Annotated in this window: 16 protein-coding genes; 9 read left to right on the top strand and 7 right to left on the bottom strand. The window is 67.4% G+C overall.

Annotated elements, in window-relative coordinates; translation table 11 throughout:
* The first annotated feature begins 5 nt into the window (after positions 1–5).
* Complete coding sequence (gene murB / locus Q0P60_RS10990) at positions 6–1,067, top strand: UDP-N-acetylmuramate dehydrogenase (RefSeq protein ID WP_294992735.1); 1,062 nt, start codon at positions 6–8, stop codon at positions 1,065–1,067.
* Between the two features lie 32 nt (positions 1,068–1,099).
* The gene (locus Q0P60_RS10985) at positions 1,100–1,987 is read left to right on the top strand and encodes a DMT family transporter (protein WP_294993168.1); all 888 of its coding nucleotides are present in this window, start codon (positions 1,100–1,102) and stop codon (positions 1,985–1,987) included.
* Positions 1,988–2,067: 80 nt separating this feature from the next.
* Here the strand turns inward: Q0P60_RS10985 and Q0P60_RS10980 are convergent, their stop codons facing one another.
* From Q0P60_RS10980 to Q0P60_RS10970, 3 genes are all read right to left on the bottom strand, one after another.
* Complete coding sequence (locus tag Q0P60_RS10980; protein ID WP_294992732.1) at positions 2,068–3,072, bottom strand: aminoglycoside phosphotransferase family protein; 1,005 nt, start codon at positions 3,070–3,072, stop codon at positions 2,068–2,070.
* Between the two features lie 99 nt (positions 3,073–3,171).
* Entirely contained in the window at positions 3,172–4,206 is a 1,035-nt protein-coding gene (locus Q0P60_RS10975; RefSeq protein ID WP_294992729.1) for a heparan-alpha-glucosaminide N-acetyltransferase domain-containing protein, read from the bottom strand.
* Positions 4,203–4,793: a TetR/AcrR family transcriptional regulator gene (locus tag Q0P60_RS10970; RefSeq protein ID WP_294992726.1), complete on the bottom strand. Its 591-nt coding sequence runs from the start codon at positions 4,791–4,793 to the stop codon at positions 4,203–4,205. The genes Q0P60_RS10975 and Q0P60_RS10970 overlap by 4 nt, the downstream gene beginning before the upstream one ends.
* A gap of 222 nt (positions 4,794–5,015) precedes the next feature.
* Between Q0P60_RS10970 and Q0P60_RS20635 the strand changes: the two genes are divergently transcribed.
* Complete coding sequence (locus tag Q0P60_RS20635; protein ID WP_345780327.1) at positions 5,016–5,222, top strand: dihydrofolate reductase family protein; 207 nt, start codon at positions 5,016–5,018, stop codon at positions 5,220–5,222.
* On the opposite strand, the gene Q0P60_RS10960 is transcribed toward Q0P60_RS20635, so the two are convergent.
* The gene (locus tag Q0P60_RS10960) at positions 5,195–5,998 is read right to left on the bottom strand and encodes an APH(3')-II family aminoglycoside O-phosphotransferase (RefSeq protein WP_294992723.1); all 804 of its coding nucleotides are present in this window, start codon (positions 5,996–5,998) and stop codon (positions 5,195–5,197) included. The two genes, Q0P60_RS20635 and Q0P60_RS10960, sit on opposite strands and share 28 nt — an antisense overlap.
* A 41-nt stretch (positions 5,999–6,039) precedes the next feature.
* Positions 6,040–6,543, bottom strand: coding sequence for a DUF2938 domain-containing protein (locus Q0P60_RS10955; protein WP_294992720.1), 504 nt, complete (start codon positions 6,541–6,543; stop codon positions 6,040–6,042).
* A gap of 55 nt (positions 6,544–6,598) precedes the next feature.
* On the opposite strand from Q0P60_RS10955, the gene Q0P60_RS10950 reads away from it, so the two are divergent.
* Genes Q0P60_RS10950 through Q0P60_RS10940 form a run of 3 tightly spaced genes read left to right on the top strand, consistent with a single transcriptional unit; the run spans position 6,599 to position 8,752 of the window.
* Entirely contained in the window at positions 6,599–7,264 is a 666-nt protein-coding gene (locus Q0P60_RS10950) for a metalloregulator ArsR/SmtB family transcription factor (protein ID WP_294992716.1), read from the top strand.
* A 14-nt stretch (positions 7,265–7,278) separates the two neighbouring features.
* Positions 7,279–8,007, top strand: coding sequence for a GNAT family N-acetyltransferase (locus Q0P60_RS10945; RefSeq protein ID WP_294992713.1), 729 nt, complete (start codon positions 7,279–7,281; stop codon positions 8,005–8,007).
* A 28-nt stretch (positions 8,008–8,035) separates the two neighbouring features.
* Positions 8,036–8,752 (top strand): SDR family NAD(P)-dependent oxidoreductase, encoded by a 717-nt coding sequence (locus tag Q0P60_RS10940; RefSeq protein WP_294992709.1) that lies wholly within the window; start codon positions 8,036–8,038, stop codon positions 8,750–8,752.
* Here Q0P60_RS10940 and Q0P60_RS10935 read toward each other — a convergent pair.
* Positions 8,746–10,257 (bottom strand): MFS transporter, encoded by a 1,512-nt coding sequence (locus Q0P60_RS10935; RefSeq protein WP_294992706.1) that lies wholly within the window; start codon positions 10,255–10,257, stop codon positions 8,746–8,748. The genes Q0P60_RS10940 and Q0P60_RS10935 overlap by 7 nt on opposite strands.
* Positions 10,258–10,376: 119 nt before the next feature.
* Here Q0P60_RS10935 and Q0P60_RS10930 point away from each other — a divergent pair, with 119 nt between their 5' ends.
* Complete coding sequence (locus Q0P60_RS10930; protein ID WP_294992701.1) at positions 10,377–11,279, top strand: LysR family transcriptional regulator; 903 nt, start codon at positions 10,377–10,379, stop codon at positions 11,277–11,279.
* 62 nt (positions 11,280–11,341) lie between these two features.
* The gene (locus tag Q0P60_RS10925; RefSeq protein ID WP_294992698.1) at positions 11,342–13,288 is read left to right on the top strand and encodes a GGDEF domain-containing phosphodiesterase; all 1,947 of its coding nucleotides are present in this window, start codon (positions 11,342–11,344) and stop codon (positions 13,286–13,288) included.
* 14 nt (positions 13,289–13,302) lie between these two features.
* Here Q0P60_RS10925 and Q0P60_RS10920 read toward each other — a convergent pair whose 3' ends face one another.
* A complete protein-coding gene (locus Q0P60_RS10920) occupies positions 13,303–13,914 on the bottom strand; it encodes a TetR/AcrR family transcriptional regulator (protein WP_294992693.1) in 612 nt (203 codons plus the stop codon).
* A 104-nt stretch (positions 13,915–14,018) separates the two neighbouring features.
* Between Q0P60_RS10920 and Q0P60_RS10915 the strand changes: the two genes are divergently transcribed.
* On the top strand, positions 14,019–14,640 hold a 622-nt coding region (locus Q0P60_RS10915; protein WP_294992689.1), incomplete at its 3' end, for an MBL fold metallo-hydrolase.

The following is a 14,640-nucleotide window of genomic DNA, read 5'->3' as shown; positions in this document are numbered from 1 at the left end:
CGCCCATGGATACCGTCGATGGCGCCGCGCCGCTGCGCTGGACGCTCACCCGCAATGCGCCGCTGCAGGCGCTGAACACCTTCCATGTGCAGGCCAGCGCAGCACAGCTGCTGGAACTGCACGACGCCTCCCTGCTGCCCGAAGTTCTGGGACTGCCCGAGGTGGCCAACGGACCGCTGCTGGTGCTGGGCAGTGGCAGCAACGTACTGGTCGCCGAGGACCTGCCCGGCACGGTGCTGGTATTCGGCAACCGCGACATCAGCTTCCTGGAACATCGCGCCGACCATGCGGTGATCCGCGCTGGCGCCGGCGTCCCCTGGCATGGCCTGGTGATGTGGTCGCTGCAGGAAGGCCTGTCGGGGCTGGAGAACCTGGCCTTGATTCCCGGCACCGCCGGTGCCGCGCCGATCCAGAACATCGGTGCCTATGGCGCGCAGGTCGGCGAGTTCATCCAGGCGGTGGAAGCCTGGGACTGCCACGCGCAGGCCTGGGTACGGCTGGACAACGAGCAGTGTGGCTTCGCTTACCGCGACAGCGTGTTCAAGCAGCAGATGGACCGCTACCTGATCACCGCCATCGAACTGAAGCTGCCGCTGCTGCACGACCTGCGCATGGATTACGCCGGCATCCGCGAGGAACTTCAGGCGCAGGGGGTGGAGCTGCCCGGTGCGGTGGACGTGGCCAATGCGGTGATTGCGATCCGCCGCCGCAAGCTGCCCGACCCGGACGTACTGGGCAACGCCGGCAGCTTCTTCAAGAACCCGGTGCTGCCGCTGGAGCAGGTCGACGTGCTGCTGCAGCACTTCCCCGAGCTGCCGGTGTTTCCCTCCGACCAGGAGGGCAAGCGCAAGGTCTCCGCCGCCTGGATGATCGAGTCCTGCGGCTGGAAGGGCTTCCGCGAAGGTGATGCCGGCGTGGCCCCAAGCCATGCGCTGGTGCTGGTCAACCATGGCACGGCCAGTGGCGCTGAACTGCTGGCGCTGGCGCGCCGCATTTCGGCCTCGGTGCTGGAGAAATTCGGCGTGCCGATCGAACCGGAGCCCCGCCTGCTCGGCGCACAGTGGTGAACAGCCCCGCCTTCTCCTCCGGCGCCACCCCGATGCGGGCGGCGCTGCTGATGCTGGGCAGCACGATGGCCTTCGGCTTGATGGCGGTGGCGATCCGCTATGCCACGCGCTACGTGCCGACCCAGGAAGTGGCGTTCTTCCGCAATGCCTTTGGCCTGCTGGCGCTGCTGCCGATGCTGCTGCGCCCCGGCCACGCGCCGCTGAGGACGCAGCAGCTGCCACGCTACTTCGTGCGCAGTGCGATCGGCCTCGGCTCGATGCTGTGCGCATTCTGGGCACTGGGCCACCTGCCGTTGGCGCAGGCAGTCTCCCTGTCCTATTCCACGCCCCTGTTCGTCACCATCGCCGCCGTGCTGTGGCTGGGCGAGACCGTGCGCGTGCGCCGCTGGGCGGCGGTGGTGGTCGGCTTCATCGGCGTACTGGTGATCGTGCGTCCCGGCACCGCCGGCTTCACCGCAGGCAGCCTGGTCGCCGTGGCCGCTGCTCTGCTCAGCTCACTGGTGGCGATCCAGATCAAGCAGCTGACCCGTATCGACAGTGCCGACACCGTGGTGCTCTACACCTACGTGTTCTGGGTGCCGCTGTCGCTGGTTCCGGCCATGTTCGTCTGGGTCTGGCCAACCGGCGTGGCGTGGCTGTGGCTGCTCGCCACCGGCGTGCTCGGCACCGTTGGCCAGCTGCTGTGGACGCGTGCGCTACGCCTGGGCGAGGTTTCGGCGCTGACACCGATCAGCTTCCTGCAGCTGCCGCTGGTGACCCTGTTCGGCTGGCTGCTGTTCAACGAAAGCGTGGATCGATGGACCCTCATCGGCGCCGGCATCATCCTGGCCGCCAACGCCTACATCGCCCATCGCGAAGCCGTGCTGTCGCGGCGTGCAGCGAGCGCGGCAGCCTCGGCCGCCGCCAAGCCCGCCGAGTAGATCCACGCGATGCGTGGATGGCCAGCTGCGCGCCGGATCAACGATGGCGGCGCAAACAGCAGCCGAGCGCGGGCACGGCGCTACAACGCCCGATACGCCCGCTCCGCCGCATCGAACACATTGCCTGGTGCGAACTGCTCGCCCAGGTAGTGCAGCGATTGCCGGCGCAGCTGCGGCGAACGCTCGCCGGCACCGCTACCCAGCAATACCTGCTGGAACTCGATCAGGTCCTGCAGGATGCGCCAATGCCGATACCAGGCGATCCAGCGCGGATCAGCCGGTTCGCTGCCATAGCCCTCCTCGAATCCGAGCGGATGCTCACGGCCCCAACGCCCCCCCACCGCGGCGCCGATGAACATCAGGTCGCGCTCGCGCGGCGCCAGCGACAGACCATCCCAATCAATCAGGTGCAGGCCACCGTCGTTGCCCATCAGCAGGTTGCCGGCATGCAGGTCGGTATGGCACAGCTGCGGGTTGACCGGAACCTCCTGCAGTGCAGCGTGCAACCGTTCCGCCTGCGCATGCAGGGCGGCGATGCGTGCGTGCTGCTGCTCCCAGATCGAGAGGAAGGCACGGCCCAGCCCATCCTGCGCCGCTGGCAGGCCCTGCCCGGCCAACCATTCACCGAGGGTCTCCAGCGCAGCGGTCTCCATCCGCACGCACGGCAGTGCCTGCTGCAGCTCCGGCGGCAGGCGGGCGTCGTGCAGGCGTCGCAGCACCTCACCCAACCGTTGCCACTGCTTGCGGCTCAGTGCAGCTTCAAAGCCGGACTGGCCTTCGATGTAGGGAAACAGGGTGAACTGCAGGCCCCAGCGCTGCACCGAAGCGCCACCGGTCAGCGCCGGCCACGGCGCGACGATCTCATCGATGCCCAGCGTGCCGCGCAGCCAGTGCAGGCTGTCCCAGACCGCCGGATCGACCTGGTAGGTGCGGCACTTCAACCACCACTGCCCGCGCCGCGCATCCACGCGATACACGCTGGCATTGGCGTCGGCGCCAACCGGGCGTGGCACCACCGCGGTGGCCGTGATGCCGTAGGACTGCTGCAGAACTTCGCCGAGATGCTGCGCCGAAGCGAATGACATGGATGCAAGCGGAAAGTATTACCTGCCGCCACTATCGCAGATGTGCTCGCCGCGACACAGACATGTCCGTCACAACATCGCTTCGGCGCGCCCCAGGGACTAGCTGGTGATACGCCGCATCAGCGCCTCCAACGGCCCACGTGCGAATCGCCATGACCACAGCCACGCCGCTGCCGTGGCCACCATCAGGAACAGCAGCGCCCACAACAGCACCGACGCGAGCGACGCGCTGCCATCGAGCAGGCCCAGGCTTTCCAGCGCGCCCATGCCGAGCAGGATATGACCGGCATACAGGCTCAGGGTCATGCGCCCGGCCGCGGTGAACGGCTCCAGCCAATCTCCTGGCCACGCACGGGTGAGCCACAGGCAGGTGGCGATGACACTGCAGGCCGCACCTGCACCGGTGAGCACATAGGCCGGCCCCGGCGGCATCGGCTGGGTTCCCAACCATGCCTGCCACGGCGTTCCCTGCGCGAGCTGCTGCACACCGTGCCCAGCGGCGAGCAGCAGCAGGCCCAGCACCAGCAAGGCGTGCTGCACCCGCGCTTGCGACAGCTGCAGGCGCGCCAGCAGCATGCCCAGCAGGAAGAAGCACAGCCACGGCAGCACCGGGTGGAAACCATTGAACAGCAGGTTGCGCAGCGCACCCGGCCATTGCCAGAGGCCGGCGTACTCCAGCGTCTGCCAGTTCCAACCCTGGCTGTAGTCCCAATGCAGCAGCGCCCAGAACGAGCAGGCCGCCAGGCCGACGATGCTGGCCAGCAACACCTGCGGCGACGCCCGCAACCACAGCACCGCCAACGCGAAATACACCGCGTAGTAGTGCAGGATGTCGGCCGGGAACAGGGTCAGGTTGAGCAGGCCCAGCAGCAGCAGGAACAGCGCGCGCCGCCAGGTCTGCACGCTGGCCGGCCACCACCGCTGTTTCTGCGTGGCCAGCACCAGGCCCAGCCCGGCCAGGGTGACGAAGGTCGCCGAGGCCTTGCCTTCCAGCAGGTGGAAGAAGCCCACCAGCCAACGGTCGCCCTCCGCGGGCACGGCCATCGCCAGCCGGAAGTTGACCAGCACCATGCCGGCCAGTGCCAGGTAGCGCGCAAGATCCAGGCCATGCAGCCGCCGATCGACGGCACTCATGCACGCGCCCCCAGCAACAGCGCCAGCAGGCCCGGGTCCAGCGCCGTATCACCAGCATCGCCTGTACCACCCAGGCCCTGGCGCAGGGCCTCGCTTTCGATGGCATCCAGCAGCACCTGCGCCTGCAGTGCCGGGGCCAGCGCAGGACGCCGGCGCTCGCGCTGCGCCATGCGCAGCAGGGCGTCAGCCAGGACCTGCTGCAGGTGCTGCCGGTTGCCTGCAAACGCCTCGGCCACGGCACGGTTGCGCGCACTCTCGGCCAGCACCTCAACGGCGAGGATCGCCCATTCCGGTTGCCGGCACAGTGCATGGAACGCCTGCAGGAAGGCCAGCACCTGCACGCGCTCGCCATCGGCCGCCGCCAGTTGCTGCAGCAAGGGCGCAAGCTCCTCGCTCTCGGCTACGGCCACCGCGAGGATGATCGCCTCCTTGCCGGGGAAATGGTTGTACAGGTTGCCCAGGCTGACACCCGCCGCCTGCGCGATGTCACGCATGCTGGTCTGGTGGAATCCCTTGGCAAGGAAGCACTGCAGCGCCGCCTGCAGGATCAGTGCGGCCCGTTGCTCATTGCGGTCGTTTCGGCTCATGCTGCAGATACTGAACGAACGATCGTTCACTTCAAAGAGATGAAGCGGACGCGTGGCAGGCTGCGTTCAGCCTGCCCTGGTCCTGGCCACCCGTTTGCACCCCCGCCCACCGCAGCTAACGCCGTGGCAACAGCGCGATCATCTGCCGCATCCCTGCTTCGACCCAACTGCGCAGGCTGCCCTTGCCGGTCAGGCCCCATCGGTTATGTCGATGGCGGCGCCATGGTCCGCCAGGCGGTGCAGGCACAGCTGCTGGACGAACTGGTGCTGACCTGGCTTCCGGTTCTGCTGGGCGGCGGCGTGCGCCTGTTCGATGTACTCCCCGAACCGGTGGCGTTGCAGTTCAGCGCAGCGGCCGCCGCCGGCAATGGCCCACTGCAACTCCGCGCACGCCTGTTGCCTCAGAAGAACTCGTCGAGCAAGCGGTAGAACGCCAATCGCCGCTCATCGGCGACGATGCCATAGCGCTGGAACAGCGGCGTCACCCAACGGGTATCGCCGAAGTTGTGGACGAGGCTGCGCGCCGCCAGCGCCAGGTCCTGGTAACGGTCGGCAACGCCCAGCCGCCCACAATCGATGAAGCCGCTGAAGTGCCCACCAGACACCATCAGGTTGGGCAGGCAGGCATCACCATGGCTGACCACCCGGTCTTCGTGGTCGGGGCGCGTCGCGCACAACTCGGCGAACACCTGCTGCGGGCTCTGCCCCAGGCGTTCGTCATCGAAGTCTTCGGCATCCACCTGGCCGGCCTCGACCCGCGCCTGTGCGGCCTGCAGGCGCAAGGCCAGGCGCTGGTCAAACGGGCAACCTGAGGTCGGCATTGCATGCAGGCCACGCAGCGCGTCGGCCAACAGTTCCACCACCCGCCGGGGGGCGAGCTCGGGCACCGAGGCCAGATCGCGACCCGGCAAAGCACTCATCAGCAACCAGCGCCTGCCTGCTTCCTCGGCGGTATCCATCACGATCGGCGCGGGCTGGCCATGCGCCTGCAGCCAACGCAGCCGCACGATTTCATCGCCCAGTTCGCTGAAGGCATCGATCACCTCCGACTTCAGGAACGCATCGGCCTGCCCGCGGCGCCGCACACGGGCGACGTCCGCGCGCGAAACGCCGATCGACTGCCGTTCGATGCGCGCATCGGCCAGGGCTTCCTGCCAGGCCCGTGGCAGCGGCATGTCCTGCATGTGCACGTGTGTTGCTTCCATTCCGGGGGAGTTCCGCTGCGGGTGCCTGGACTGATTCTCGCTCATCCCGCATCAGCCGCGGCCAGCAGCCACGCAGCCAGATACAGGCCCAGGCCGAATACGCTGTGCGCGACCAGGCTGCGCAGGCGCGCCTTGCCCGGCGCGGGCGTGCGCGAAGCAGCAATGCCTGCACCCATGCCCGGTTGCAGGTTGAAGAACGGCGCGGCCACGCTGACAATGCCGAAGGTCAGCGCCGGCAGCAGGGTCGGCGCACGCGCCCACCCAACGCCAACCCACGCCAGCAGCAGGCCGGCAAAGATCACCCCGATCACATAGTGCGCGGCCCACCCCAGCACACGCTCGCCACGAACGGGTGCCGAGCGGCCTATCCCGTCATGGCGGAAGCGGCCACGCCGCAGATGGCCCAGCCAGCGACCGACCATGGCGAAATCCAGCGAAGGAATGCCGAACAGCCGCCGCTGCAGCAGCGCCCACAGATCCATCACCGCGGTCGCGCCCACACCGATCAGCACCGCATCCCGCCCGAACAGCGCCACTGCTTCCATGACCACCACCTTCAATTATTTGCTTGAATGATAGATCAATGCTAGCGTGCCGCTCATGAATGCCGCAACCGAGCCCGCCTTCGCGCCGCTGGAGGCCTTGGCCGAGATCGCACGCGCGCTTGGCCATGCCCACCGCCTGGCCCTGCTGGAACACATCGCGCAGGGCGAGCGCGCGGTGGAAAGATTGGCCGAGCTGACCGGCCTGTCGGTGGCCAACACCTCCCAGCACCTGCAGCAGCTGCGCCGCGCCGGCCTGGTGCAGACCCGCCGCGACGGCAAGCGCATCCTCTATCGCAGTGGCGACGGCCCGGTCGGCAACCTGCTGGCTGCACTGCGCGACCATGCCGATCACCAGCGCAGCGAGATGCAGAAGGTGATCCGGGACAGCCTGCAGCGCCGCGACGCATTGGACGGGCTCAGCGTCGAACAGCTGCTGGAACAGCGCGGCAGCGTGGTGCTGCTGGATGTGCGGCCGCGCGAGGAATTCGAGCTGGGTCATCTACCTGGCGCACTGAACATTCCGGTCACGGAACTGCATGCACGCATGGACGAACTGCCGCGTGCCGCCCACATTGTCGCCTACTGCCGTGGCCCCTACTGCGTGCTGTCCAATGATGCGGTGGCGATGCTGCGCGATGCCGGACTGACCGCGCAGCGGCTTGCCGCAGGCTATCCCGAGTGGAAAGCTGCAGGGCTGCAGGTCGAACTGCCCCACCACTGAGCGAAACCGCCATCATGGAAGGTGCATTCTCTCCCTTGATCGACATCGCCTGGCGGCGCGTGTTCGCCGGCACACACGTGCTGCAGGATGATTCGCTGCTGCAGCTTGCCTGCCGCGATGATTTCGACGAGGGCGAAGATGGCATGCTGCTGCAGCCGGTCACGGGTCCAGCGCGCGCACTGCTGAGCACGGCCCTGGCCGATCGCCTACAGCTGCGGGCACAACCGCGCTGGACACTGGCCCAGCTGCAACAGCGGCTGATGACGATCGGCCAGCGCACGCATGGCGCCGACCGTGTCTTCCATTTCCCCGCCGCGACACTCGCTGCCCTGCCCGCACGGCCGGCACCGCCCCACATCCGCCGCCTCGGCCCGACCGACAGCGCAGCATTCGAGGTGTTCCAGGCCCGCGCCAGTGACAAGGATCTCAATGCAGCCTGGGTCGAACTGGATCATTGGCAGGTTTTTGGTGCCTTCGACGGGGAGCAACTGGTTGCCGCCGGCAGCCTGTATCCGTGGGCCCTGGACTCCGCCCTTGCCGACATGGGCGTGCTGACCCTGCCCGAAGCCCGTGGCCGCGGGCATGCCCGCCTGCTGGTGCAGGCCATGGCCGTGTCCGCGCAGGCCGCAGGATTGCAGCCGCAGTATCGCTGCCAGCTCGACAACATTGCCTCAATCCTGACCGCCGAGCGCAGCGGCCTGCGTGCGTTCGCCGATTGGGACGTCATTCTTGCGGCCGACTGAGGCCGCCGCTGTGGAACAAGGAAGCAACATGAAACTGATGGTCATCGGCGCCAGCAAGGGCCTCGGTCGGGCGTTCGTGGAAGGCCTGTGCGGCCCTGGCGACACCGTCATCGGCGTTTCGCGCAGCCGCCCGCGTGGCATTGTCTGCCCGCAAGGCGTCACCCTGCAGTGGATCGAAGCCGACCTCGCCCAGCCCACAACCGCCGCCGACCATATCGCCGCGCAGGCGCCAGCCGATCTTGACGTACTGATCCACAACCTCGGCATCTGGGAAGACAAGGCCTTCAGCGACGAGTACGCCTTCCTCGATGAAAGCGATGCCGCGCTCTCCCATCTGGTGGACGTCAACATCACCGCAACCCTGGTGCTGCTGCAACGACTGCTGCCGCGCGTACTGGGTGCACCACGCCCGCAGCTGGTGCTGACCGGCTCGACCTCGGCGCTGCCACGCAGCGGGCGCCCGGAAGTGGCGTTCGGCGCATCCAAATTCGCCCTCAATGGCATCGCCGACGCGCTGCGCGAGGGCTTCCGTGACCGCCGGCTGGCAGTGACCAACCTGCAGCTGGGCTACCTCAATACCGACGATGCAGTGTCGGTACCGGTGGCGGAGGCTGCGGCGCGCGGCAACGGCGAGCAGGTGCCGGTGCACGATGTGGTGGCGATGGTGCGTGCACTGCTGCAGCTGTCACCCTCCGGTTTCGTGCGCGAACTGGTGCTGCCTGCCATCGCCGACCCGCGCTACTGACCGCCTCCGGCCTGAGCCGTCGCACGCTCTTCGCGCAACAGGTACCAGAGCACGACGGCGCAAACCACCGTGGCCGCGGCCAGGATCAACAGCTGGCCGTGGAGCGCTTGCAGATAGGCGTTGGCCAGGACCGTTCGGGATACGCCTGGCAGTTCCTGCGCAACCCCGGCAAGGTCGCCCACGGACAGTTTGTGCGACGTGGCGCGGGCCACCGGGCCGGCCTCCCGCATCAGATGCGCACCGATACGCGCCGAGAGCATGATGCCGACAATGGCCAGTGCCATGGCATCACCGGCCAATCGCATGGCGTTGAAGATGCCGGCAGCCATGCCCGCCTGCTCCCTGGCGACCACGCTGACCGCCAGCCCATCCATGATGCCCCAGGGCAGTCCGATTCCGATCCCGATGACCAGCATCGGCAGCCATCGTTGCGACGGGGCATCGACCGCCTGTGCAAGCCAGGCCAGGCCCGCCGCTGCGATCAACAGGCCGGCACAACACAACACCTGTGCAGGCATCCATCGCAGCAGATGGCCGGACGCCAACGGAACGACAAGCAATGGCGCCGACAGTGCCGCCATCGCCAGCCCTGCCTCGCTTGGCCGCAGGCCTTCAACACCAATGAAACCTGCCGGCAGCAGGACCAGCAGGACCACGTAACAGAACGCAGGTGCCACGGCCAGAACCTGCACGCCGACAAAGCGCCGATTGCGCAGCAGCCCGAGATCGAGCAGCGGTGTGCGATGGGAACGCTCCACCGCAATGAAGGCGGCCAGCAGAATGACCGAGAGCAGCAGCGGCACCAGCGTCTTCGCATGAAGTGCACCGTATTCCGGGAGCACGATCATGGCGTAGGTGAGTGAACCCAGTGCACATGTGAAGGTTGCCGCGCCCAGCCAATCCAGGCGGGGCGAACCGGGATGCTTCGACTCGACGGATGCAACGGCGACCAGCGGCACGGTCAGCGCAGCCAGCAGCGCCGGCAGATAGAACACCCACTCCCAGCCCAGGCCATCGATCAGCCCACCCGCCAGCAAGGGCCCGCCAGCGGCTCCGGCACCAAAGGTGGTTCCGATCAGGCTGAACACCTTCGCCCGGGCCCGGCCATCGAACACCTGTGCCAGCGATGCCATCGCGCCGGCAAACGCTGCCGCCGCGGCCATCCCCTGCAACAGCCGCATGGCATTCATCCATGCCACGCCGGGCATCAGTGGAATCAGGCCGGTGACGATCGAGAACAGCACGCCGCCCAGGATCCAGACCCTGCGCCTGCCGTACAGGTCGGCCAGCCTTCCGGCCACCAGCGTGGTGCTGCCGTAGGTCAGCAGATAGGCGTTGATCATCCAGGACAGCTCTGCAGGAGTACCGCCCAGGGCCGCGCGTATCGCCGGGATGCCCACAGCGGGGCTGGCGATGCTCAAAGGAATGGTGAGCGCGGTCAGGCAGCCGGCAAGGACCAGCCCACGACCGGGAGATTCGGCAGCGCGCGAACATGAAACAGACATGGGGAGGAAGCTTCAGCATGGCCCAGCGCCACGGGATTGATGCTATCGACGACGTTATCCTGGAAAAATCCAGCGCAAGGTCCATACTTTCATGACATCAACGTCATCAATCATCGTCCATGGACAGCCTTGCCGGTCTCAGCCTCTTTGTCCTGGTCGCCGAGGCACGCAGCTTCGCCTCCGCCGCTCGCCAGCGCGGCATCACTCCCTCGGCGGCAAGCAAGACCATCGCCAGGCTGGAGGAACGCCTGGGCGCCCGCCTCCTGCATCGCAATACCCGTAGTGTCAGCCTGACCGCCGAAGGCGAGCAGTTCCTCGAGCGATGCCGCCGCATCATGATCGAGGTCGCCGCGGCCGAGCGTGAGCTCAGCGACGCCCACGCCGCGCCGAGCGGCCGCCTGAAACTCAGCCTTCCACTCGCAAGCGGACTGATGCTGCCCGTGCTTTCGGCATTCGCACGGCGCTTCCCCGCCGTCGAACTCGACCTGCACTTCAGCGACCGCCTTGTCGATGTCATCGAAGAGGGTTTCGATGCAGTCGTCCGCACCGGCAGTCCCGCCGACTCCAGACTGCACGGCCGCAACCTCGGGAGTACCCGCCTGCTGTGCGTCGGCGCCCCTATGTACTTCGCGAACCGCGGCACGCCCCAGCATCCGGACGAGCTGAGCAGCCATGCCTGCCTTCTGCATCGCTTCCCCGGCACCGGGCTGATCGAGCGGTGGCCACTGCAGGCGGCTGAGCAAGGCCATGAGATGCGGCTGACGCCGGCAATGACCGCCAACCATCTCGAGACCATCCTGCACATGGCCATCGACGGCCACGGCATCGCCTGCCTGCCCGCCTTCGCCATCCGGGACGCGCTCGACAGCGGCGTGCTGGTCAGCGTGCTGGATAAATGGAGCACCGAACAAAGCACCTTCTGGGCACTCTGGCCAAGCCATCGCCACCAGCCGCCGCGCGTGCGAGCGTTTGTCGATTTCATGGCCGAACACCTGCTGCGCGAAGGCGACCGGTGCAATTGAACCTGCACGCAGCTGCGACTACCCTGCCCTTACTGGCCGTCGGTCACAGGCGGGAACCTGCTATGGATGCGCTTTCACGGGTCTCGGCCCAGGTCCTGGACAGCGCTCTGCCCAGCCTGCCGCTGTACCTGCTGCAGGCCACGGCGGTGATCGGCATGATCGGCGTGCTGCTGATCGGCACCCGCCGCGCCGGACATGCCATCGAGGGCCGCCGCCTCTACGTGGGCGTGGCTCTGGGGCTCATCTACCTGTTCAACTCCTGGTTCGTGGCCCGTTACACGCAGGGCGTGGTCAAGCTCCACCTCGGCTTTGACATCCTGCTGGTCAGCGGCCTGCTCGGCGGTTGGCGCGGTGGCCTCGCCTGCCTGGCCGCCAGCCTGCTGGCCCGCTACCAGTTCACCGGCACCCAGTTCTTCCTCGCGGCCAGCCTCGAGTCGCTGCTGCAGATGCTGGCCGGCATCTGGCTGCGCGGGCGCCTGCACCCGCGCATGCTCAATGAACTCTCGCTGCGCACGATCCTGCAGGCCTGGGGCGTGCGCATCGCGGTAACCGCGCTCGGCCTGGCCCTGGGCGTGGCCCTCATCGGCGCCGATCAGCTGCCGGTGGCACAGCTGGCGTTCCAGCGCCTGCTGGCACTGCCGGTCTCCCTGCTGATGCTCGGCGCGGTGTTCGCGCTGGTGTACAACGACGCCCAGATCGATGCCCAGCGTCAGCGCGAACAGGCCTGGCTGCGCATCGATCCGATCAGTGGCTTGCCCAACATGCGCGCCCTCGGCGAGCGCCTGCAGCACTACTGGCGTGATCATGCGGGCACCGGCAAGGCCTGCCTGATCGTGGCCGAGATGGGCAACCTGCGCGATCTGCGCCTGCGCTACGGCCCCCTGCAGGACAACGGACTGTGGCACCGCGACAGCAGCGATCATGTGCGTCGGCTGCTGCCATCACTGCCGCCCACCGGCGTGGAGATCTACCAGTTCGGCGATGCCGCGCTGGCGGTCCTGGTCCCGGATATCTCGTTGTCGGAACTGCGCGCGCAGCCGCAGATCAGCGAGCTGGCCTCCGGCCTGGCCGAGCGCATCGGCGAGGACTGGCCAGGCTTTCGCCCGCTGGTCCGCTGCGCGGTGGTCGAGCTGAAGCCACCGACCGATGCCGAGGATGGGCACCTGCCCTTCCGCGCGATCACCCTGGCGCTGAGTGCGATCGAATCCGGCGTGGTGTTCTTCGATGATCCGATCCAGCGCGACAGCGAAATCGACGCGCAGATCGAGCGCGCCCTGGACCACTGGCTGCAGCACGCCGACGCACCGCTGTGCTACCAGCCCAAGCACCGCCTGCAGGACCGCCAACTGGTAGGCGCCGAAGCACTGCTGCGCATGCGTGATGGCGAAGGCCGGATGATCGCGCCGATGCGGGTGATCTCGCTGCTGCGCCGGCAGGGCCGTCTGGCCGCGCTGGAATGGGCCACGCTGCAGTCGGCCGCCCACTTCCTGCAGCAGTGCCACAGTGACGGCTCGCGACTGACCGTGGCCGTCAATGTTTCCGCCGAGTCACTGCGCTCGCCCGGCTTCGGCCTGCGCCTGCAGGAGCTGCTGCAACTGCACGGCGTGCCTGGGACGATGCTGCGCCTGGAGATTGTAGAGTGGACCGAGATCGTCGAACGCGATGAGGTCGATGCCAACATCGCGCAGCTGCTGGCAGCGGAGGTCACGTTGTCACTGGATGACTTCGGCGCCGGCTATTCGACCCTGATCCTGCTGTCGCAGCTGGCCATCGCCGAGGTCAAGATCGAACAGGCGCTGATCGCCACGCTGTCCGACGCCAAATCGCAGTCGATCGTACGCTTCATCGTCGAGGTCGCGCACCGCTGCGGCGCGATCGTGGTCGCCGAGGGCACTGAAACCCTGGCGCAGGAGCAGCAGCTGCGGGCGCTGGGCGTGGATGTCGGCCAGGGCTACCTGTACTCGGCGGCATTGCCGGCTGACGAGTTCCGACGCTTCGTCGCCAGCTAGGCCACCGCGCCCACTCAGGCCGCGTAGAAGCCCAGGAACATCGCCACCGCCGATTCGGCCACGCGTGCACGCTCGGCCGCGTTCAACGGTGCCTGCCCCATCGTCACCTGCGGCCAGAACGCGAAGCTCTTCACCAGCCCGTGCAGCTGGTGGCCGGCGAACTCGGGATCAACCTGGCGCAGCCGGCCATCGGCGATCGCCGCACGGATCCACGCACTCTCGCCGCTCTCCTTTTCGCCCATGCGGCAGACGATGGCCTGCGCACGTTCCGGCGAATGGATGATCTCGGCCATCGCCACCCGCGCCAGATCGATGAAGTTGGCATCACTGAGCAGGTCCAGCTTCTGCCCCAGCAACTGCAGCAGCTGGGCCTGCAGCGGCTGGTCGGCGCGGTACGGCAGGGTGTCGCTGGCCACGCTGCGCTCCCACAACGCCTCCAGGATCATCGAGAACAACGCTTCCTTGCTCGGGAAGTGGTTGTAGACGGTGCGCTTGGAAACCCCGGCCACCTCGGCGATGCGGTCCATGCTGGTCGCCTCGTACCCCGATGCACGGAACTCCTCCACCGCCGCGCGCACGATGGCCTCGCGCTTGCGATCGGTCAGGCGTTGTGGGGCTCGGGACATGGCTGGAACCAGATAACTGAACGGATGCGCACATTTTACACCCGGCAGTGTACTTTTGAAAAACACGAAACTACACTGTGCAGTGTACCCAGCGGACGTCACCCATGAAGCGCCTGCTCCTTGTCCTCCTGCTCGGAATCCTCGCCGTGACCGCCTATACCTTCTGCAAGTCCTGGTCCCTCCCCGACTTCCCCGATTCACCGCAGTACCGCGACGGCAGGTTCCGCAATGCCCTGCCGCGCCCGGCGATGGGCCTGCGCGACGGCGCCGAGATCTGGTGGACGTTCCTGTTCAACAAGCCCAAGGGCACGGTACCGGCACACCCCATTCCGGTGCTGCCGCTGGACCGGGCCACCTTGGACGCCGCGCCGGATCGCAGCCTGTTCCGGCTCGGCCATTCCACCATCCTGCTGAAGCTGCGCGGCCAGTACTGGTTGACCGACCCGGTGTTCTCCGAGCGCGCCTCACCGGTGCAATGGATGGGCCCGGCGCGCTTCCATGCGCCGCCGATCAGCATCGATGCGCTGCCGCCGATCGCCGGCGTGATCCTCTCGCACAACCACTACGACCACCTCGACCATGCCGCGGTGATGCAGCTGGCCGGCAAGACCGCGCGTTTCATCGCCCCGCTCGGCGTCGGCGACCAGCTCATCGCCTGGGGCGTGGATGCCGGCAAGGTGGAACAGCTGGACTGGTGGCAAACGACAGAAGCCGGTGGCCTGCGCC

It is taken from the genome of uncultured Stenotrophomonas sp., from assembly GCF_945952405.1.
Taxonomy (GTDB): Bacteria; Pseudomonadota; Gammaproteobacteria; order Xanthomonadales; family Xanthomonadaceae; genus Stenotrophomonas.
This window is presented reverse-complemented; position numbering and strand designations above follow the sequence as displayed.

Bases quoted from the DNA above. Each gene is read 5' to 3' on its own strand.
- Q0P60_RS10975 (WP_294992729.1), bottom strand. From the start codon at position 4,206: ATGAGTGCCGTCGATCGGCGGCTGCATGGCCTGGATCTTGCGCGCTAC.
- Q0P60_RS10940 (WP_294992709.1), top strand. From the start codon at position 8,036: ATGAAACTGATGGTCATCGGCGCCAGCAAGGGCCTCGGTCGGGCGTTC.
- Q0P60_RS10950 (WP_294992716.1), top strand. From the start codon at position 6,599: ATGAATGCCGCAACCGAGCCCGCCTTCGCGCCGCTGGAGGCCTTGGCC.
- Q0P60_RS10955 (WP_294992720.1), bottom strand. From the start codon at position 6,543: ATGGAAGCAGTGGCGCTGTTCGGGCGGGATGCGGTGCTGATCGGTGTG.
- Q0P60_RS10960 (WP_294992723.1), bottom strand. From the start codon at position 5,998: ATGGAAGCAACACACGTGCACATGCAGGACATGCCGCTGCCACGGGCC.
- murB (WP_294992735.1), top strand. From the start codon at position 6: ATGGATACCGTCGATGGCGCCGCGCCGCTGCGCTGGACGCTCACCCGC.
- Q0P60_RS10930 (WP_294992701.1), top strand. From the start codon at position 10,377: ATGGACAGCCTTGCCGGTCTCAGCCTCTTTGTCCTGGTCGCCGAGGCA.
- Q0P60_RS10935 (WP_294992706.1), bottom strand. From the start codon at position 10,257: ATGTCTGTTTCATGTTCGCGCGCTGCCGAATCTCCCGGTCGTGGGCTG.
- Q0P60_RS10945 (WP_294992713.1), top strand. From the start codon at position 7,279: ATGGAAGGTGCATTCTCTCCCTTGATCGACATCGCCTGGCGGCGCGTG.
- Q0P60_RS10980 (WP_294992732.1), bottom strand. From the start codon at position 3,072: ATGTCATTCGCTTCGGCGCAGCATCTCGGCGAAGTTCTGCAGCAGTCC.
- Q0P60_RS10970 (WP_294992726.1), bottom strand. From the start codon at position 4,793: ATGAGCCGAAACGACCGCAATGAGCAACGGGCCGCACTGATCCTGCAG.
- Q0P60_RS10985 (WP_294993168.1), top strand. From the start codon at position 1,100: ATGCGGGCGGCGCTGCTGATGCTGGGCAGCACGATGGCCTTCGGCTTG.
- Q0P60_RS20635 (WP_345780327.1), top strand. From the start codon at position 5,016: ATGGTCCGCCAGGCGGTGCAGGCACAGCTGCTGGACGAACTGGTGCTG.
- Q0P60_RS10920 (WP_294992693.1), bottom strand. From the start codon at position 13,914: ATGTCCCGAGCCCCACAACGCCTGACCGATCGCAAGCGCGAGGCCATC.
- Q0P60_RS10925 (WP_294992698.1), top strand. From the start codon at position 11,342: ATGGATGCGCTTTCACGGGTCTCGGCCCAGGTCCTGGACAGCGCTCTG.